This is a genomic window from Sphingobium sp. B7D2B (assembly GCF_025961895.1).
Classification (GTDB): domain Bacteria; phylum Pseudomonadota; class Alphaproteobacteria; order Sphingomonadales; family Sphingomonadaceae; genus Sphingobium.
Genome location: NZ_JAOQOM010000001.1, coordinates 203,727 through 223,925 on the forward strand (window position 1 = coordinate 203,727; position 20,199 = coordinate 223,925).

The 20,199-nt window shown below is 62.8% G+C and carries 15 protein-coding genes; 13 read left to right on the forward strand and 2 right to left on the reverse strand.

What is annotated here, in order from left to right; all coding sequences use genetic code 11:
- The first annotated feature begins 86 nt into the window (after positions 1-86).
- The 13 genes from acs (at position 87) to M2341_RS01025 (ending at position 16,385) form a co-directional block, all read left to right on the forward strand.
- Complete coding sequence (acs, locus tag M2341_RS00965; RefSeq protein WP_264583889.1) at positions 87-2,030, forward strand: acetate--CoA ligase; 1,944 nt, start codon at positions 87-89, stop codon at positions 2,028-2,030.
- Between the two features lie 87 nt (positions 2,031-2,117).
- Positions 2,118-3,650 (forward strand): NAD(P)/FAD-dependent oxidoreductase, encoded by a 1,533-nt coding sequence (locus tag M2341_RS00970; protein WP_264583890.1) that lies wholly within the window; start codon positions 2,118-2,120, stop codon positions 3,648-3,650.
- Positions 3,651-3,657: 7 nt separating this feature from the next.
- Positions 3,658-4,059 carry a GtrA family protein gene (locus M2341_RS00975; protein ID WP_264583891.1) on the forward strand — a complete coding sequence of 134 codons (402 nt, stop codon included), beginning with the start codon at positions 3,658-3,660 and terminating at the stop codon, positions 4,057-4,059.
- Positions 4,056-5,831 carry a hypothetical protein gene (locus M2341_RS00980; protein ID WP_264583892.1) on the forward strand — a complete coding sequence of 592 codons (1,776 nt, stop codon included), beginning with the start codon at positions 4,056-4,058 and terminating at the stop codon, positions 5,829-5,831. The genes M2341_RS00975 and M2341_RS00980 overlap by 4 nt, the downstream gene beginning before the upstream one ends.
- Before the next feature lie 152 nt (positions 5,832-5,983).
- Positions 5,984-6,538: a F0F1 ATP synthase subunit delta gene (locus tag M2341_RS00985; protein WP_264577021.1), complete on the forward strand. Its 555-nt coding sequence runs from the start codon at positions 5,984-5,986 to the stop codon at positions 6,536-6,538.
- Positions 6,539-6,568: 30 nt separating this feature from the next.
- A complete protein-coding gene (atpA, locus tag M2341_RS00990) occupies positions 6,569-8,098 on the forward strand; it encodes a F0F1 ATP synthase subunit alpha (protein WP_264574019.1) in 1,530 nt (509 codons plus the stop codon).
- An 84-nt stretch (positions 8,099-8,182) separates the two neighbouring features.
- Positions 8,183-9,055 (forward strand): F0F1 ATP synthase subunit gamma, encoded by an 873-nt coding sequence (locus M2341_RS00995; RefSeq protein WP_264583893.1) that lies wholly within the window; start codon positions 8,183-8,185, stop codon positions 9,053-9,055.
- A gap of 27 nt (positions 9,056-9,082) precedes the next feature.
- A complete protein-coding gene (gene atpD, locus M2341_RS01000) occupies positions 9,083-10,528 on the forward strand; it encodes a F0F1 ATP synthase subunit beta (RefSeq protein WP_264583894.1) in 1,446 nt (481 codons plus the stop codon).
- A gap of 149 nt (positions 10,529-10,677) precedes the next feature.
- Positions 10,678-10,932, forward strand: coding sequence for an ATP synthase F1 subunit epsilon (locus tag M2341_RS01005; RefSeq protein ID WP_181561055.1), 255 nt, complete (start codon positions 10,678-10,680; stop codon positions 10,930-10,932).
- Positions 10,933-11,017: 85 nt separating this feature from the next.
- The gene (locus M2341_RS01010; protein WP_264583895.1) at positions 11,018-12,043 is read left to right on the forward strand and encodes a glycosyltransferase; all 1,026 of its coding nucleotides are present in this window, start codon (positions 11,018-11,020) and stop codon (positions 12,041-12,043) included.
- Positions 12,040-13,977 carry a GtrA family protein gene (locus M2341_RS01015; protein WP_264583896.1) on the forward strand — a complete coding sequence of 646 codons (1,938 nt, stop codon included), beginning with the start codon at positions 12,040-12,042 and terminating at the stop codon, positions 13,975-13,977. The genes M2341_RS01010 and M2341_RS01015 overlap by 4 nt, the downstream gene beginning before the upstream one ends.
- A 25-nt stretch (positions 13,978-14,002) precedes the next feature.
- Positions 14,003-15,490 (forward strand): CpaF family protein, encoded by a 1,488-nt coding sequence (locus M2341_RS01020; protein WP_181561570.1) that lies wholly within the window; start codon positions 14,003-14,005, stop codon positions 15,488-15,490.
- A gap of 88 nt (positions 15,491-15,578) precedes the next feature.
- Complete coding sequence (locus tag M2341_RS01025; protein WP_264583897.1) at positions 15,579-16,385, forward strand: class I SAM-dependent methyltransferase; 807 nt, start codon at positions 15,579-15,581, stop codon at positions 16,383-16,385.
- A gap of 28 nt (positions 16,386-16,413) precedes the next feature.
- Here the strand turns inward: M2341_RS01025 and M2341_RS01030 are convergent, their stop codons facing one another.
- Positions 16,414-17,091, reverse strand: coding sequence for a DsbA family oxidoreductase (locus M2341_RS01030; protein ID WP_264583898.1), 678 nt, complete (start codon positions 17,089-17,091; stop codon positions 16,414-16,416).
- A 163-nt stretch (positions 17,092-17,254) separates the two neighbouring features.
- The gene (acnA, locus tag M2341_RS01035; protein ID WP_264583899.1) at positions 17,255-19,930 is read right to left on the reverse strand and encodes an aconitate hydratase AcnA; all 2,676 of its coding nucleotides are present in this window, start codon (positions 19,928-19,930) and stop codon (positions 17,255-17,257) included.
- Between the last annotated feature and the right edge of the window lie 269 nt (positions 19,931-20,199).

Consider the following 20,199-nt stretch of genomic DNA (forward strand, 5'->3'; position numbering starts at 1 on the left):
GACCGGCATTCCGTGCCACCCGCGATGGACTTGGCATGGCCGGCAAAACGGCTAAGGTTGGCGCATAACAGTCTTTGGAGAAGTGCGTGAGTCAGCCCCTCTACCCTGTGCCTGCGAATTGGCGCGAGCGCGCCTATGTGACCGGTGATGATTATTCACGCCTTTATACGCAATCGATTGCAGAGCCGGACAGCTTCTGGCGCAAGGAGGCGGCGCGGCTCGACTGGATCAAGGACTTCACCCAGGTCAAGGACGCCAGCTTCCATGAAGCCGATTTTGGTACCAAATGGTTTGCGGACGGCACGCTCAACATCGCGGCCAATTGCCTCGACCGGCATCTGACGGAGCGTGGCGATGTCCCGGCGATCCTCTGGGCTGGTGACAATCCCGATGAGAGCCGCACGATCACCTATCGCGAATTGCACGGGGAAGTTTGCCGCTTTGCAAATGTGCTGAAGGCGCAAGGCGTCCGCAAGGGCGACCGGGTCACCATCTACATGCCGATGATCCCGGAAGCGGCGATGGCGATGCTCGCCTGTGCCCGCATCGGCGCCATCCACTCGGTGGTGTTCGGTGGCTTCTCACCCGACAGTCTGGCCGGGCGTATCACCGATTGCGATTCCACGGTTGTGATCACGGCCGACGAGGGCGTGCGGGGGGGCAAGACCATCCCGCTCAAGGCCAATGTGGATGAAGCGCTGGACGACTGCACCTGCGTGGAATCCGTGATTGTGGTGCGCCGGACCGGCAATGCCGTTGCGATGACAGACGGCCGCGATCATTGGTATGACGTGCTGCGCGACAGCGTCTCGGACGATTGCCCGGCCGAGGAAATCGGTGCCGAGGATCCGCTGTTCATCCTCTACACCTCAGGCTCCACCGGCAAGCCTAAGGGCGTGCTGCATACCAGCGCAGGCTATCTGCTCTGGGCGGCGATGACGCATCATTATGTGTTCGATTACCGCCCCGGCGATATCTATTGGTGCGCCGCCGATATCGGCTGGGTCACCGGCCACAGCTATATCGTCTACGGCCCGCTCGCCAACGGCGCGACGACGGTGATGTTCGAGGGCGTGCCGCATTATCCCGATTTCAGCCGGTTCTGGCAGGTGGTCGATCAGTTCAACGTCAGCACCTTCTATGCCGCGCCGACCGCGATCCGCGCCCTGATGCGCGAGGGCGATACCTGGGTGGAGAAGACCAGCCGCAAGAGCCTGCGCATTCTCGGTTCGGTCGGCGAGCCGATCAATCCCGAGGCGTGGGACTGGTATCACCGCGTCGTGGGTGACGGGCGCTGCCCGATCATGGACACCTGGTGGCAGACCGAAACCGGCGGCCACATGATCACGCCCCTTCCCGGCGCGATCGATCTCAAGCCCGGCAGTGCCACCAAGCCGTTCTTCGGCGTGGTGCCGCAGATCGTCGATACCGAAGGCAAGGTCCTCGAAGGCCCGTGCGAGGGCAATCTGGTGATTGCCGAGAGCTGGCCGGGCCAGATGCGCACCGTGTGGGGCGATCATGAGCGCTTCTTCCAAACCTATTTCAGCACCTATCCCGGCAAATATTTCACCGGCGATGGCTGCCGGCGCGATGAGGATGGCTATTACTGGATCACCGGCCGGGTCGATGACGTCATCAACGTCTCCGGCCACCGCATGGGCACGGCCGAGGTCGAATCGGCACTGGTTGCGCATGCCAAGGTGGCCGAGGCGGCCGTGGTAGGCATGCCGCATGACATCAAGGGACAGGGCATCTACGCCTATGTCACGCTGAATGTCGGCATTGAGGGCGATGACGACCTGCGCAAGGCGCTGGTGCAATGGGTGCGCCACGAGATCGGCCCGATCGCCACGCCCGATGCGATCCAGTTCGCCCCTGCCCTACCTAAGACCCGCTCGGGCAAGATCATGCGCCGGATTCTTCGCAAGATCGCCGAGGACGCGGTGGATCAGCTTGGCGACACCTCCACGCTAGCGGACCCCGCCGTCGTGGATCATCTCGTCGCCAACCGGCAGCGACCGGCGCGCTAAGGCACGCAGCGGCGTGGATTAATGGAATATTAGGCAAGATCCTTCACTCCCGGAGTCGACCTGTTCGGTTCCGGGGGACCTGCCTGAATGTCGAATTCCGCCCATTCCGTTGATGTGGCCATCATTGGTGCTGGCCCGGCCGGGCTGACCGCCGCTTATCTGCTGACCAAGGCCGGGCTGCGCGTGACGGTGATCGAGAAGGATTCCGCGCAGGTCGGTGGCATCAGCCGCACGGTCGAGCACGAGGGGTTCCGCTTCGATATCGGCGGCCACCGCTTCTTCTCGAAGTCGCAGGAAGTGGTCGATCTGTGGAACGAGATCCTGCCCCATGATTTCATCGAGCGGCCAAGAATGAGTCGCATCTATTATCAGGGCCGATTCTACAGCTATCCGCTGCGTGCCTTCGAGGCGCTGCGCAATCTCGGCATCATCCGCTCGACCCTGTGCATGCTGAGCTACGCCAAGGCCAAGATCGCGCCGATCAAGCCGGTGCGCAGCTTCGAGGACTGGGTGGTCAACCAGTTCGGCCGCAAGCTCTATTCCATCTTCTTCAAGACCTACACCGAGAAGGTGTGGGGGATACCGTGCGATACCATGTCCGCCGACTGGGCGGCCCAGCGCATCAAGGGCTTGAGCCTGGGCAAGGCGGTGCTGGATGGCCTCAAGCGCAGCCTTGGCCTCAACAAAAAGCCAAACAACGGTATGGGCGCCAAGACCCTGCTCGAGAATTTCCGCTACCCGCGCCTCGGGCCGGGGATGATGTGGGATGCCGCGCGCGACCGCGTGGTCGAAGGTGGCAATCATGTGCTGATGGGCCACGCCCTCAAGCAGATTCACCGCGATCAGGTGACAGGCCGGTGGCGCGTTACCGCGACGCGGGCGGCCGGCGATACGGTCGCGATCAGTGCTGACCATGTGATCAGCTCCGCGCCGATGCGGGAGCTGGCCAGCCGTATCCATCCGGTGCCCAAGACGCTCGGGCACGCGCTGGCGCTCAACTATCGCGATTTTCTGACAGTCGCGCTGATGATCCGCTCCGAAGACCTGTTTCCGGACAATTGGATCTACATCCACGATCCGCGCGTGAAGGTGGGCCGGGTGCAGAATTTCCGCAGCTGGTCACCCGAAATGGTGCCCGATCCCGACATCGCCTGCGTGGGCCTCGAATATTTCTGCTTTGAGGGCGACGGGCTCTGGTCATCCAGCGATGAGGAACTGATCGCGCTGGCGACCGAGGAGATGGTGCTGATGGGCCTCATCCGCGCGGATCAGGTGGTCGGCGGCGCCGTGGTGCGTCAGGAGAAAGCCTACCCCGTCTATGATGAGGCTTATGCGGCGAATGTCGCGGCCATTCGCGCCGAGCTGGAAAACAAATATCCCACACTGCATCTGATCGGGCGGAACGGCATGCACCGCTACAACAATCAGGATCATGCAATGATGACGGCCATGCTGACTGTGCGCAACATCATTGCCGGCAAGCGGGTGTTCGATATTTGGGGCGTCAACGAGGATGCCGAATATCATGAAGCGGGCCATGAGGGCGCCCTGAGCGCGGGAGAGCGTGCGGCGCTGGAGAGCCAGCGCGCCGTGCCCGCCGGGCGCCGCATGGTGGCATGATCGGGTTATGGGCGCGTTCCTGGCCGGGCTGCTCGGCCACACCTATCTGCGTTATGGTCTTGCCAGCCTCGTGGCGCTGGCTGGCGACGTGGGGCTGTTCATGGCTGGCCTGCACCTGGGCATGGCCCCTGCCGCCGCAGCGGCTTTTGGCTATATGGCCGGCATCCTCATGCACTGGCTGATCTCCTCGCGTCTGGTCTTCGCGCAAGGCGTCGCTGCGAGCGGCGCGGATCGCGTTCGTCAGAAGGCGCTGTTCGTGGGGTCTGCGCTGATCGGTCTGGCGCTGACGACCGGCATCGTCGCGCTTGGCGCGATGCTCGGGGTGATGCCCCTGCTCGCTAAGGCGCTGGCGGTCGCTGTCAGTTTCCAGGCAACCTATATGCTGCGCAAGGCGATCGTTTTCGTATGACTGCCGGGGATGTTTCGGGCCAGCGCCTCGGGCACACTGAGCCCTTTTACCGCTACGTGCCGCTCATCTGGCTCTTCGCCATGGCCCTTCTCGCCATACCCAATTGGACCGAGACGAGGGCGGGTTCGCTCGGCGATCCGGACAATTACATGCGCATGGTCCAGGTCCGCGACTGGCTGAATGGCCAGGCGTGGAGTGACGTCACGCAATATCGCATGAATCTGCCGACCGGTGGGGACCTGCACTGGTCCCGGCTGGTGGACCTGCCGATCGCTTTTATGATCGTGCTGCTTCGGCCCCTTGTCGGCCAGCCCATGGCCGAAGTCGTCGCATTGGTGGCGGTGCCGGCCCTGCTCTGTCTCGCCCTGATGCTCGTCATGGGCCGGCTGCTCCGGGATATCGCCGGGCGGGAGGTCGCGTTGCTGATGCTCGCCCTGTTGCCCGCCTGCCTCATGGTCGGGCTGCAGTTCGCGCCGATGCGGGTCGATCATCATGGCTGGCAATTGCTGATGGCGGCGTGCGCCCTGCTGGCGTGGACCCGGCCCGGCCGCTGGCCTGCGGTCGGATGCGCGCTGGCTTGTGCGGTCTGGATGCATGTGTCGATCGAGGGCCTGCCTTATGCGGCGCTGTTCGCCGGCCTCTATGCCCTGGCGTTCGTGCGCACCGGCGATCGGCGCATCCAACTCTTCATGGCGACGCTGATTGGCGCGAGCCTGTTGCTGATTCTCGGCACGCGCGGCGCTGGCCTGATTGTGAAGAGCCATTGCGACGCGATCTCCGCGCCCTACATCGCCGCGCTGTTCATTGCGGGCGCAATGCTCTTCCTAGTCGACCGCCTGCTTCGTCCTGCCAATCCAACGATGCGCCTCGCCCCGCTCATTGTCGGTGGGGCCGGGGCTGCCGCTGCGGTCGCGCTGATCGCGCCCGCTTGTCTCGCGGGGCCATTTGCCGGGCTGGACCCTCTGGTGCGCGATTACTGGTATTATAGCGTCCGCGAGGGCCTGCCCTTTTGGCGACAGGGCGGCGCGTTCGCGACCTTGATGATTCTGGCCCCTCTCCCCGGCGTCATCGCCGCTATGTGGCGAGCCTGGGTTTGTCGCAGGTCGTCCGATGCGATGATGTGGCTGGGCTTGGCGTTGGCGGCCGCCTTTGCCTGGCTGCTCGGCATGGCCGTGATGCGGGCGACAGCGGTGGCAGAGCTCTATGCCCTGCCCGGCATGGCCGCCGCCATTATGCTGCTCGCCGGCCAGCGCCATCGTTTTCGGCCGCGAATCGGCTGGAGCCTCACGATGGCGGGCACCCTCCTCCTCTCGACGGCACTCCCGGCCTATGGGCTCGGCCAGATGCTGTTCCCGCCGGATAAAGGCAGCACCGACGCGCGGACGGATGGCGACTGCCCGACCGCCATCGCCAGCCCCAAGTTCAAGTCTCTGGGATCCGGCCAGATCTTCGCGCCGATCGATATGGGGCCGTTGATTCTCTATCGCACCGATCTCTCGATCGTCGCAGCGGGCTATCATCGGAACAGTGCCGCGATGGCGACGGTCATTCGCGCCTTCACGGCCAAGCCGGACGAGGCGCGCGCGATCGTCCTGGCGACTCCCGCCCAATATCTGCTGCTCTGCCCGACCGCACCGGAAGCGCGCAATTATCTCAAGGCCGCGCCTCACGGTCTTGCTGCCAGTCTGACGGATGGACAGGTGCCGCCTTGGCTGGTCTCCGATGACCGCCTGCAGCAGCCGGGCGCGCGTTTGTACCGCATTTTGCACTGACGCCACGCCTTCCGGCGCATCCGGGCCCGGCCTGTCCCTCCCGACTTGCATCGCAGGGCGACCCCTGCTAACCGCCCCCCCGTGTCAAGGGGGGTGCAGCCGTACCTCCCCTTTTCTGGCGCGATTCAATTCGGACAAGAGGCAAGGCGCGCGTGGAGCATTCCAGCGGTATTCAGGCTAGCTTGGCGGGGCGTTATGCGCTCGCGCTTTTTGAGCTGGCGCGGGACAAGGGGGCGCTCGATTCGGTGGCGGCAAGCCTTGAGACTCTCAAGGCCGCGCTGGCCGAATCGAACGATCTCAAAGCGTTGACGCAGAGCCCGTTGGTCGGCCGCGACAATGCCGCCAAGGCGATCAAGGCCGTGGCGCAGAGCCTCGGGCTCGATTCGCTGACGGAGCGGACGCTGGGCGTACTGGCGCAGAATCGCCGCCTCTCGCAGATTCCTGCCGTGATTCGGGCATTCTCCACGCTGCTCTCTGCCCATCGTGGCGAGACGCGTGCAGAAGTGACCTCCGCCTTCCCGCTGACCCAGGACCAGCAGAACGCGCTGGCCAGGCAGCTCAAGGCGCGCACGGGCCGCGACATGGCTCTTGATCTTACCGTCGATCCCGAAATCATGGGTGGCCTCGTCGTCAAGATGGGCAGCCAGATGATCGACAGCTCGCTCCGTACCCGACTGAACAAGCTCGCCCAGGCGATGCGCGGCTAACGCGCCAAAGAATCCGATGAAAGGCTGAACATGGATATCAACGCCGCAGAAATCTCCAAGGTCATCAAGGACCAGATCGCCAACTTCGGCGCCGAAGCGGAAGTCAGCGAAGTCGGCACCGTGCTCAGCGTCGGTGACGGCATCGCGCGCATCCACGGCCTCGACAAGGTTCAGGCCGGTGAGATGGTCGAGTTCTCCAACGGCGTGCAGGGCATGGCCCTCAACCTGGAAGCCGACAATGTCGGCGTCGTGATCTTCGGTTCGGACGCCGAGATCAAGGAAGGTGACGTCGTCAAGCGGACCGGCACCATCGTGGACGTTCCGGTCGGCAAGGGTCTGCTCGGCCGCGTGGTCGACGGCCTCGGCAACCCCATTGACGGCAAGGGCCCGATCCAGTCGGACCTGCGTTCGCGCGTCGAGGTGAAGGCGCCGGGCATCATTCCCCGCAAGTCGGTGCATGAGCCGGTGCAGACCGGCCTCAAGGCCATTGACGCGCTGGTGCCGATCGGCCGTGGTCAGCGCGAGCTGATCATTGGTGACCGTCAGACCGGCAAGACCGCCGTCGCGATCGATACCTTCATCAATCAGAAGGGCCCGAACGCCGGCACCGACGAGAGCAAGAAGCTCTACTGCATCTACGTCGCCGTCGGCCAGAAGCGCTCGACCGTTGCGCAGATCGTCCGTCAGCTCGAAGAGAATGGCGCGATGGAATATTCCATCGTCATCGCGGCGACCGCTTCCGAGCCGGCGCCGCTGCAGTTCCTCGCGCCCTATACCGGCGCTGCGATGGGCGAGTATTTCCGCGACAATGGCATGCACGCCGTGATCGTGTTCGACGACCTTTCCAAGCAGGCCGTCGCCTATCGCCAGATGTCGCTGCTGCTGCGTCGTCCTCCGGGCCGTGAAGCCTATCCGGGCGACGTGTTCTATCTGCACAGCCGTCTGCTCGAGCGCGCCGCCAAGATGAACGACGCCAATGGCGCCGGTTCGCTGACCGCGCTGCCGATCATCGAGACGCAGGCCGGCGACGTGTCCGCCTACATTCCGACCAACGTGATCTCGATCACTGACGGTCAGATCTTCCTCGAAACGAACCTGTTCTATCAGGGCATCCGTCCCGCCATTAACGTGGGTCTCTCGGTGTCCCGCGTGGGTTCGGCGGCGCAGACCAAGGCGATGAAGAAGGTGTCCGGCTCGATCAAGCTGGAGCTGGCCCAGTATCGCGAAATGGCGGCGTTCGCCCAGTTCGGCTCGGACCTCGACGCCTCGACGCAGAAGCTGCTGAATCGCGGCGCGCGCCTGACGGAGCTGCTCAAGCAGCCGCAGTTCTCGCCGCTGCCTTTCGAGGAGCAGACCGTGTCGATCTTCGCCGGCACCAATGGCTATCTCGATGGCATCGCGACCAGCGACGTCACCCGCTACGAAGCAGCGATGCTGGCCCATATGCGCGCCCACCATGCCGATATCCTGACCGCGATTCGCGACAGCCGTGACCTCGGCGACGATGTGAAGGCCAAGGTCAAGGACGTGCTGGACGCGTTCGGCAAGACGTTCGCCTGAGATGGTTCGCATCCCCATCGGCCTAGCCGGTGGGGACCTGATGCCGGCATGACCGGCACGACGATGAAAAGGTAGGTTGAGCCAGTGGCTTCGCTCAAGGAACTCAAGGGTCGGATCGCCTCGGTCAAGTCGACCCAGAAGATCACCAAGGCCAAGCAGATGGTCGCTGCGGCCAAGCTGCGCAAGGCGCAGGCGGCGGCCGAAGCCGGGCGCCCCTATGCCCAGCGGCTCGAGAAGGTCGTTGCCAGTCTTGCTGGCAAGGTGACCGGCGACAGCGCACCGCGCCTGCTTGCGGGCACGGGCAAGGACGACGTGCATCTGCTCATCGTGGCCAATGGCGACAAGGGTCTGGCGGGTGCTTTCAACGCCAACATCGTCAAGGCGGCTGTCGCCAAGGCGCGGGTGCTGATCGCACAGGGCAAGACGGTGAAGTTCTACCTCATCGGCCGCAAAGGTCGCGCGGTGATCGCGCGCACCTTCCCCGGCCTCATCGCCGGTCAGTTCGATACGACGGACGTGCGCACGCCCGGTTTCGACGAGGCCCAGGCCGTCGCGCAGGACATCTCCGAGCGCTTCTTCGCCGGCGAGTTCGACGTGGCCCATCTCTTCTATGCCGCGTTCCGCTCGCCGCTGGTGCAGACGCCGACCGAGCAGCAGATCATTCCGGTCGCTGTGCCGGCGGACGCGCCTGCCTCTTCGGGCGCCGCAGTCGAATATGAGCCGGATGAGGAAGCGATTCTTGCGGATCTTCTGCCGCGCAATATTACCATCCAGATCTTCAAGGCGTTGCTGGAGAATATGGCCAGCGAGCAGGGCGCATCGATGACCGCGATGGACAATGCGACGCGGAACGCTGGCGATCTCATCAATCGTCTGACGATCGAGTACAACCGCAGCCGTCAGGCCGCGATCACCACCGAGCTGGTGGAAATCATTTCGGGCGCAGAAGCGCTTTAACGGACAAGCAGGCAAGGAAGCAGAGACATGGCAGCCACCAACAATGTCGGCAAGATCAGCCAGGTGATCGGCGCCGTCGTCGACGTGATCTTCGAGGATCGGCTCCCGGCGATTCTCTCGGCGCTCGAGACGGACAATAACGGCCAGCGGCTGGTGCTCGAAGTGGCGCAGCATCTTGGTGAGAACACCGTGCGCACCATTGCCATGGACGCGACCGACGGTCTGACCCGCGGTCAGGACGTGAGGGATACCGGCGCGCAGATCTCGGTGCCGGTCGGCCCGATGACGCTCGGCCGCATTCTCAACGTGATCGGCGAGCCGATCGACGAGCGTGGTCCGGTCAATGCCGCGACCACCGCGCCGATCCACGCCAAGGCACCGGACTTTATCGATCAGTCGACCGAGACCAGCATTCTGGCGACGGGCATCAAGGTCATCGATCTGCTCGCACCTTATGCCAAGGGCGGCAAGATCGGCCTGTTTGGCGGCGCCGGCGTGGGCAAGACCGTGCTCATCCAGGAGCTGATCAACAACATCGCCAAGGGCCATGGCGGCACCTCGGTGTTCGCCGGCGTTGGCGAGCGCACGCGCGAAGGCAACGATCTCTATCACGAGTTCCTCGATGCCGGCGTTATCGCCAAGGATGCCGACGGCAACCCGACGCCGGAAGGTTCCAAGGTGGCGCTGGTGTTCGGCCAGATGAACGAGCCGCCGGGCGCCCGTGCGCGCGTCGCGCTCTCGGGCCTGACGATCGCCGAATATTTCCGCGACCAGGAAGGGCAGGACGTGCTCTTCTTCGTCGACAACATCTTCCGCTTCACGCAGGCTGGTTCGGAAGTGTCCGCTCTGCTCGGACGTATTCCTTCGGCCGTGGGCTATCAGCCGACGCTCGCGACCGACATGGGCGCGCTGCAGGAGCGGATCACCTCCACCAACAAGGGATCGATCACCTCGGTGCAGGCCATTTACGTGCCGGCAGACGACTTGACCGACCCGGCGCCGGCCACCAGCTTCGCGCACCTTGACGCCACGACCGTGCTCAACCGCGCGATCTCGGAGCTCGGCATCTACCCGGCCGTCGACCCGCTGGACTCCACCAGCCGCGTGCTGACCGCCGCCGTCGTGGGCCAGGAGCATTACGACACGGCCCGCCGCGTTCAGGAGACGCTGCAGAAGTACAAGTCGCTGCAGGACATCATCGCGATTCTGGGCATGGACGAGCTGTCCGAAGAGGATAAGCTCACCGTCGCCCGTGCGCGCAAGATCCAGCGCTTCCTCTCGCAGCCGTTCCACGTCGCCGAGGTTTTCACCGGCATTCCGGGCAAGTTCGTCCAGATCGAAGACACGGTGAAGAGTTTCAAGGCCGTCGTCGATGGTGAATACGACCATCTGCCCGAGGCTGCCTTCTACATGGTCGGCGGCATCGACGAAGCCATCGAGAAGGGCAAGAAGCTGGCAGCGGAAGCAGCCTGATCTGACGGCTTGAAGCGCCTTTCGCCGATGGCGGGAGGCGCCGACGCCCTTTCGCGGGGCGCAATCGAAACAGGGTCGGCGCCGGGCATGTTCAGCCGGCGCGACCATTCCACCCTTTACCCCTCCGATGTGAGGGGGGAGAGAAGACCATGGCACTGCACTTCGAACTCGTGACCCCTGAGAAGCTCGTCCTCTCGCAGGACGTCCACATGGTCGTCGTGCCCGGCACCGAGGGCGAATTCGGCGTGCTGGAAGGCCACGCGCCCTTCATGTCCACCGTCAAGGACGGCGCCCTGAAAGTCTACGACCGCGACGGCGCCGAGCCGCGCGTGATCATGGTCGAAGGCGGCTTTGCTGAGGTGAGCGAGGCTGGGTTGACGGTGCTGGCTGAGAAGGCTGGTTGAGGGCCGAGGAGCCTTCGGAAAATAGCCTTTATAGAATCTCAACGCCTGGCCTTTATGTGCGGCTCCAGATTGGAAGGGGCAGCAGATGGTTGGCGAACACGCGATCGAGATAGGGTCAGTCGCTCTATCGGTAGTCGTACCCTGCTACAATGAGGAAGGCGGAATAGAGGAGCTGGTCCGGCGGGTGGCGGTTGTCTGCGAGGCCGCGTTTGAGACTAGCTATGAGATCATCCTAGTTAACGACGGATCGACCGACGCCACGTGGTCACAAATCATGAAAGCGGTCAATGTGGGACGGGGTGTCACCGGTGTGAATTTGGCGCGAAACCACGGCCATCAACTTGCGCTAACAGCCGGGTTACACCAGAGTCGAGGTGAGTTGATCTTCATTCTGGACGCAGACCTACAGGATCCGCCTGAACTCCTCCCAGATATGCTCAAACGGATAAGGGATGGTTATGATGTCGTCTACGGCCAGCGGGTGGCGCGTCATGGTGAGGGCGTATTCAAAAGGGCAACGGCCAGCATTTTCTACCGTTTGATGGGTAAAATCGTTGAAGTTGACATCCCGGCCGACACTGGCGATTTCAGGTTGATGACACGGCGGGTACTTGCCCACCTCAATGCAATGCCAGAACGCTATAGGTTTGTTCGCGGAATGGTGAGCTGGCTTGGCTACAATCAATGTGCGCTCCCATATGAACGTGACCCGCGATTCGCTGGGTCTACCCACTACCCCCTGCGAAAGATGATTGCGTTTGCCCTTGACGCTGCGACGAGCTTCTCCGTGTTGCCCCTCCGTTTTGCTTCGTACTTGGGCCTGTTATTTGCTCTCGCCGGCGTGCTTGCGCTCGGCTGGGTGGGTTATGCTTATGTTGTGTCAGGAACGGTCGCGGGCTGGACAAGTCTCGCCGCTCTGATCCTAGTGCTCGGAAGCATTCAGCTCCTTATTTTAGGAGTGTTCGGAGAATATCTGGGCAGAATGTACATGGAAACCAAGCGCCGTCCCCTCTTTCTTATCAAAGAGATAGTCGCTTTGCCGGTGCAGTCGGCTAATCCGGTGCACAATCTTGACCAAGGTTTGCGGGCCCGCCTCTCGGACGTAGCATGAGTGAACTCCTTTCGTCCGCTGCTCGGTTTGGAACCGTGGGCGCCGTTAACACTGCGCTCAGTCTCCTGATTATCGCGGCTATGCTCGCGGCAGGTTATAGCGACCTGACAGCGAACGTCGTGGGTTATGCAGGCGGCCTTTCATTCTCGTTTTTTGCTAACCGTGTTTGGACGTTTCGTCGGACGGGGGAAGCTGCGCTGCAGGAGGGGCTTCGCTTCCTATTCGCGTTCGCAGTCGCATACAGCACGAACGTCTGCGTTCTACTATCCCTGCGCGCGGCTGGCCAGTATAATGGCATTATACTGCAAATACCTGGCATGGTGTTATACACGACGGTATTTTTCATCATGTCACGCTTATACGTATTCCGCGAAAAATTTGATTTCTCGGCAGTAAAATATACGATGCGCTCTTGGTGGCCGGAAATCACCATTTTCTTTGCAGGTGCCATAACTGCAATTGTCCTCACAACAATTCCCCTGACCCATGACGTTGTGTGGCAGATCTGGATCGCCCGGCGAATTATCCAAGGGGCGGTGCTTTACAAGGATATCTGGGAGCTAAATCCCCCGATTTGGTTCTGGTCTGCCATCCCCATCGTACAGTTCGCAGATATAATTGGCGTTGCCCCACGCTACCTGCTCGTGGCCACCGTTATTGCTATGGGAACGGCATCTGCGCTTGCGATCGGTGCTCTCGGCGACTTCGGAACCGCCGCGCGACGCTGTGCGGTAATGCTTTTTTGCTACTGGTTCATGGTCGCGTTGCCGCTGTTCGATTTCGGACAACGCGAGCAACTCGCTTTGATCTGCGCGCTGCCCTATGCTGCTCTGATATCTAGACGACGGTCGGGGCACGAAGTTGTGCCATGTTTGGCGGTCGCTATTGGGTTGGCGGCCTCCTACGGCTTCGCGTTAAAGCACTATTTCCTGGCTATTCCAGTTCTTTTGGAGGCTTGGCTCTTCCTTTCATTGCGCCGCCGGTGGTCACCCGTGCGACCCGAAACGGCAGTGCTAGCGGTCATGGCAGGGCTCTACGCTGCGGCGGTCATCGTGCTGGCGCCTGACTTCCTGACGCGCATGGTGCCAATGGTACGGGCTGCCTATCACGGCTACGAAGTTCCATTCTTGCTAATGATAGATGAGCCTGCGCAAATCGTGTGGCTGATCGGTGGGCTGGCTTTCGTGATGAACAGAAGGCTTGTCGACCCCGATAAACCAATAGACACAGCATTTGCTCTCGTTGCCATAGGATTCGGTTTCGCCTATTTCGCACAACTCAAAGGATGGCAGTATCATGCTCTGCCGGTTACTGGCGCTTTGCTTGCTGCAGTAGCCGTTCGCATTACGTCTCAAGGCATTCGGGCAGTCCCTCGTTATCCACTCGGCGCGGCTGTTATCGGGTTTGCTGTCTATATCGGGATTGCGCAGGGGCCTTATCAAAACTGGTTGGAACGAGAGACGGGCGCGCTGCTTGGCAGTGTTCCAAAAGGACAACCAGTGGCGGTTTTGGCCGCCGACCCAATGTTCCAATGGCCTGCAATTGAGCGGCTAGGGTTGGAGTGGCCGCTTCACCTCTATTCTTATTGGATGCTCCCTGCGATCGGGAATGTCGCGGTACATCCGTCTGATCCTGGGCTGATCCGTTCTTTGGCCGCCACGATATTGCTTCAAACCGATCGCGATTTGCGCTGTCGTCCGCCAGCGTTAATCCTCGTCGAGCGAATGGAACACAGCTACGGGGTTCCCAGACGGTACTTCAACGTCCAGTCCTTCTTTGCATCTGACCAATCCATCGCCGCCTTTCTCAGGGCTCATTATCGAGAGGAGGCAGGCACCCGCCTGTTTGCTGCTTACCGTCGGATAGGCGAAGTGCCTCGGCGATGTTCCGACTTTAATCTTTCGCAACCTATGGCGGCTAAGTGGTTGCGGTGATTCTACGCAATTCTGTGGTTCGATGATGAACGCATTTGGACGAAAGAACGGTTTGGGCGGCAAGCCATCCTTCGGGGTGGCGCGGCCGATGCATGGACCGGGAGCAGCCCCGACAAGTCCATCTCCAGCAGCGGAGCCTATTGCCCCCGATCTTCCGGCCAACCCCACCCCCGATCGTCACGCCGATGCGCTCGGGCGCCTCAATGAGCGGATGAATTCCGAGCATGCGCAGACCGATCATTCGCAGGGGTTCGAGGCCAACGTCCATCGCATTAAGGAGCAGGTGCTGCCGCGCTTGCTGGAGCGGGTGGACCCGGAGGCGGCCGCGACGCTGACCAAGGATGAGCTGGCCGAGGAATTCCGGCCGATCATCATGGAAGTGCTGGCGCAGCTCAAGCTCACCCTCAACCGGCGCGAGCAGTTTGCACTGGAGAAGGTGCTGGTTGATGAGCTGCTCGGGTTCGGGCCGCTCGAGGAGTTGCTGGCCGACCCGGATATCAGCGACATCATGGTCAACGGCCCGGCCCAGACCTACATCGAGAAGAAGGGCAAGCTGCAGCTCGCGCAGATTCATTTCCGCGATGAGGAGCATCTGTTCCAGATCGCCCAGCGCATCGTGAATCAGGTCGGCCGCCGGGTCGATCAGACCACGCCGCTGGCCGACGCCCGCCTGCCGGATGGCAGCCGCGTCAACGTGATCGTGCCGCCGCTCTCGTTGCGCGGCACGGCGATCTCGATTCGTAAGTTCGCCGCCAAGCCGATCACGCTGGACATCATGGCGCGGGGCGACTCGATGTCCGACAAGATGGCGACGGCGCTCAAGATCGCCGGGGCCTGCCGGTTCAACATCGTGATCTCGGGCGGTACCGGCTCGGGCAAGACGACGATGCTGAATGCCCTTTCCAAGATGATCGATCCGGGCGAGCGCGTGATCACCATCGAGGACGCGGCGGAACTGCGTCTCCAGCAGCCGCATTGGCTGCCACTGGAAACCCGCCCGCCGAACCTGGAAGGGCAGGGGGCGATCACCATCGGCGATCTCGTCAAGAACGCCCTGCGTATGCGGCCGGACCGCATCATCCTGGGCGAAATTCGTGGCGCGGAATGCTTCGATCTGCTCGCGGCCATGAATACCGGCCATGACGGCTCCATGTGTACGCTCCACTCCAACAGCCCACGCGAATGCCTGGGCCGTATGGAGAACATGATCCTTATGGGCGACATCAAAATCCCCAAGGAAGCCATTTCCAAGCAGATCGCCGATTCGGTGGACCTGATCGTGCAGGTGAAGCGCCTGCGCGATGGCTCGCGGCGCGTCACGAACGTCACCGAGGTGATCGGCATGGAGGGCGACGTGATCGTCACCCAGGAGCTGTTCAAGTTCGAATATCTGGATGAAGATGCGGACGGGCGGATCATCGGTGAGTATCGCTCGATGGGCCTGCGCCCCTATACGCTGGAGAAGGCGCGCGGCTTCGGCTTCGATCAGGCGCTGCTGGAAGCCTGCCTCTAAGGGCAGCGCGTTCGTCCCTCATTGGGTTGCGCTCCGTCGGGGCTTGCGACATCTTGCCACATAACGCCCCCTCACGGAGAGACACGCCATGCCTTTCAGGACATCCCTCATGCTCGCCCGTGCGTTTCTGCTCGCTGGTGGTGCCGTCGCCACTGCTCCGGCTCTAGCGGCCACTGAAGCAGCCGTCACCATCAAGCCGGACATCGCCGCAGCCGTGGCTGCGCCGACCCGCACGGCCAGCAATGTTGCACGCGACACATATCGCCACCCGGCCGAGACGCTGAGCTTCTTCGGCGTGAGCGGTAATCAGACCGTCGTTGAATATTTCCCCTCCGGTGGCTGGTATCTTGAGATTCTTGTGCCTCTGGCGGCCAAGGGCGGCGGCACCTATTATGGCGTCCAGCCCGGCGGGCAGGGGCGCCAGTCCACAGAGAAGCTGATCGAGTCCAACCCCGCGCTCTATGGCGGAGTGAAGTTGGTCGAACTGGCCGAAGTGCCGGATGGCGCGGCGGATACTGTGCTCACCTTCCGCAACGTCCACAATATGGTCATGCGCGGCAATGGCGGCGAGATTTTCGGCCAGTTCTTCCGGATGCTCAAGCCCGGTGGCGTGCTTGGGGTGGTCGATCATCGCCTGCCCGAAGACCGCGACACCGCGGCCGAAAAGACGAGCGGCTATCTGAAAGTCTCGACGGTGCGCAAGCTGGCGGAGGATGCCGGCTTCGTGCTGGAGGCAAGCTCTGACGTGAACGCCAACCCGCGTGACACGGCGGACTGGGCCACCGGCGTCTGGACGCTGCCGCCGACCCTGCGCAATGGCGCGGTCGATCGGGACAAATATCTGGCGGTGGGCGAAAGCGACCGCATGACGTTGCGGTTCCGCAAGCCCGGCTAAGCGGCGCGGCCCCGCGCAGCCCCATCTTTTACGCGGGGGCGGGCGGGTTGCCGTCTGATGGGGCCTGTGCGGCGATCTGCCGCAACGCCTGCTCATAGGCTTCCGCGGGCTGCGCGCCGGAGATCAGGTAGCGACCGTCGATGATCGCTGCCGGCACGCCTGTCACGCCGCGGGTCTGCCAGAGATATGCGGCCTGACGCACGTCATTGGCATATTCATCCGAGTCGAGCACCGCACTTGCTGAATCCCGGTCCAGCCCGGCTTGCTCGGCGGCGTCGAGGAGCACGTCAGCGGTCGCGATATTCTCGTTGCGGCTGTGATAAGCCTCGAACAAGGCGCGCGCGAGGGCCGGCTGCCGGCCCTGCAGCCCTGCCCAATGCATCAGGCGATGGGCATTGAAGCTGTTGTAGACGCGCGTCTCCAGCGAGGTCTTCATGTCGAAGCCCAAAGCGGCGGCGCGATCGCTCACCATGGCGCGGCGCTGGAGGATCTCGTCGGGCGTCGATCCATAAGCCTGCGCAAGATGATCGACGACAGTGCGTCCCTCCGGCGCCATATCTGGGCTGAGCTCGAACGGTTGGAAATGCAGGTCGACATCCACGTCACCCGCCAGGCGATCGATCGCCTCTTCAAGCCCGAGCAGGCCCAGCACGCACCAGGGACAGGCGATATCGGATATGAAGTCTATTCTGAGCGTGCGGGTCATGGTCTCTCCTGATCGCGACGAGTGTAGCGGAGGGGAGGGGGAGCACAACCCCGGCGAAGGCCGTCCAACAGTCGCCGGTCGGACATGAAGAAGGGGCGACAGACCATCGTCCATCGCCCCTTTCTCGATGTCGATCGGGTCAGCGTGCCCGGTCCCTTGAACCTCAGGCCGCCAGCTTGCGCAGCACGTAGGGCAGGATGCCACCGTTGAGGAAGTAATCCAGCTCGTTCACCGTATCGATGCGGCACAGCGCCTCGAAGGTGAAGCTGGTGCCGTCCGCGCGACGCGCTTCCACCGTCACCGTCTGGCGCGGCTTGAGGCCGGCGACGTTGCGGATGGTGAAGCTCTCGTCGCCCGTGAGGCCCAGCGTCTCGCGGTTCGTGCCCTCGGGGAACTGCAGCGGCAGCACGCCCATGCCGACGAGGTTGGAGCGGTGGATGCGCTCGAAGCTCTCGGCCACGACCGCACGCACGCCGAGCAGGCGCGTACCCTTGGCCGCCCAGTCGCGCGAGGAGCCGGTGCCATATTCCTTGCCGGCGATGACGACGAGCGGCGTGCCGTCGGCCTCATGCTTCATGGCTGCGTCATAGATCGGCATTACTTCGCCGGCATAGCTGGTCATGCCGCCTTCCACGCCGTCCAGCATCAGGTTCTTGATGCGGATGTTGGCGAAGGTGCCGCGCATCATCACTTCATGATGGCCGCGACGCGAGCCGTAGCTGTTGAAATCGGCGGGCGCGACCTGCCGCTCCTGCAGCCACTGGCCGGCCGGGCTGGCCGCCTTGATCGAGCCGGCCGGAGAGATGTGGTCGGTGGTGATCGAATCGCCGAAGATGGCGAGCGGCTTGGCGTCGATGATGTCGGCGACCGGCGCGGGCGTCATCTCCATGCCCTCGAAATAGGGCGGGTTGGCGACATAGGTGCTGCCGGCGCGCCACGCATAGGTATCCGAGCCGGTCACGTCGATCGCCTGCCAGCGCTCATCGCCGGTGAAGACGGCGGCATAGCGGCTCTGGAACATGTCGCGCGTGAGCGCGCCTTCCATCACCGAGCGGACTTCCTCGTTCGAGGGCCAGATGTCCTTGAGATAGACGTCTGTGCCATCGCTGCCCTGGCCGATCGGCGTCTCGACGAAATCGGTCGTGACCGTGCCCTTGAGCGCATAGGCAACCACGAGGGGCGGGGAGGCGAGGAAGTTGGCGCGCACATCCGGGCTCACGCGGCCTTCGAAGTTGCGGTTGCCCGAGAGGACTGACGCCGCGACGATGTCGTTGCCGTTGATCGCCTTGCTGATCGGATCGGCGAGCGGGCCGCTGTTGCCGATGCAGGTCGTGCAGCCATAGCCGACGAGATTGAAGCCGACGGCATCCAGATAGGTCTGGAGGCCCGCCTTCTCGAGATAGTCGGTGACCACCTGCGAGCCGGGTGCGAGGCTGGTCTTCACCCACGGCTTGGGCTTGAGGCCCTTTTCGGTGGCCTTCTTGGCGACCAGACCGGCGGCGACGAGGACGCTCGGGTTGGAGGTGTTGGTGCAACTGGTGATCGCGGCGATCACAACGTCGCCGTCACCAATGTCATGCGCCGCGCCCTCGACGGGCACGCGCACGGCGGCATCCTTCTTGTAGACCTTGGCGAGGTCGGCGTTGAAGACCTCGTCCACCTGCGTGAGGATCACCTTGTCCTGCGGGCGCTTGGGGCCGGCGAGGCTGGGCACGACCGAGCCCATGTCCAGCTCCAGCGTGTCGGTGAAGATGGGGTCGGCAGCTTCGGGGTCGAGCCAGAAGCCCTGCACCTTGGCATAGGCCTCGACCAGCGCGATCTGGTCCTCGTCACGGCCGGTGAGGCGCATGTAATCGAGCGTCTTGCCGTCGATCGGGAAGAAGCCGCAGGTCGCGCCATATTCCGGCGCCATGTTGGCGATGGTCGCACGGTCGGCGAGACTGAGCGCCGAAACGCCGGGACCGTAGAACTCGACGAAGCGGCCCACCACGCCCTTGGCGCGAAGCATCTGCGTAACCGTGAGCACGAGGTCGGTGGCGGTGATGCCCTCGGCCAGCGTGCCGGTCAGCTTGAAGCCGACGACCTCGGGAATGAGCATGGAAACCGGCTGGCCGAGCATCGCTGCTTCGGCCTCAATGCCGCCGACGCCCCAGCCGAGCACGCCAAGGCCATTGATCATCGTCGTATGGCTGTCCGTGCCGACGCAGGTGTCCGGATAGGCCACCGTTTCGCCATTGGCGTCGACCGAGGTCCACACGGCCTGTGCGACATGCTCCAGATTGACCTGGTGGCAGATGCCGGTGCCGGGAGGAACGACCTTGAAGTTGTCGAGGCTCTTCGAGCCCCATTTGAGGAAGTCATAGCGCTCGGCGTTGCGCTGATATTCCAGCGCGACATTGTCCTCGAACGCCTTGGGCGTGCCGAACTCGTCGACCATCACCGAGTGATCGATGACGAGGTGGACAGGCACCTGCGGGTTGATCTTGCTGGCGTCCGCGCCGAGCGCGTTCATCGCGTCGCGCATCGCGGCGAGGTCGACCACGCAGGGCACGCCGGTGAAATCCTGCATCAGCACGCGCGCGGGGCGATACTGGATCTCGTTGCTGGAGGCCGTGGGGTTCTTGAGCCAGTCGATGACCGCCTGCGCATCGCTGTTGGTGACGGTGACGCCATCCTCGAAGCGGAGCATGTTCTCCAACAGGACCTTCATCGAGAAGGGAAGGCGCGAGCAATCGCCGAGCTTCGCGGCGGCCTTCGCCAGCGAGTAATAGCCATAGCGCTTGCCACCGACATCCAGTGTGTCGCGCGTGCCAAGCGTATCCTGTCCGATCGCGGTCATCAGCGGGTCTCCTCGAAAAATATCAGTGGCTGGCACTCCGCATGGTTCTAGCCGTTCAGTGCGGTCGCAGCGCAGGGCGTTTTGATCGGTTGGGCCATAACGGTTCAATGCGACCTGTCAACGGGAGCGCGAGCGCGGGCCGGGCCAATCAGAGCGCGGACGTGGCGCCCCGGCTCGGTGCCGATATGACTGGATTGGTGGCGGGACAGCCAATTCATCCAAAATGGAACAAAACTGGTTCAAAAGGTTAATCGAATGGCGCATATTGG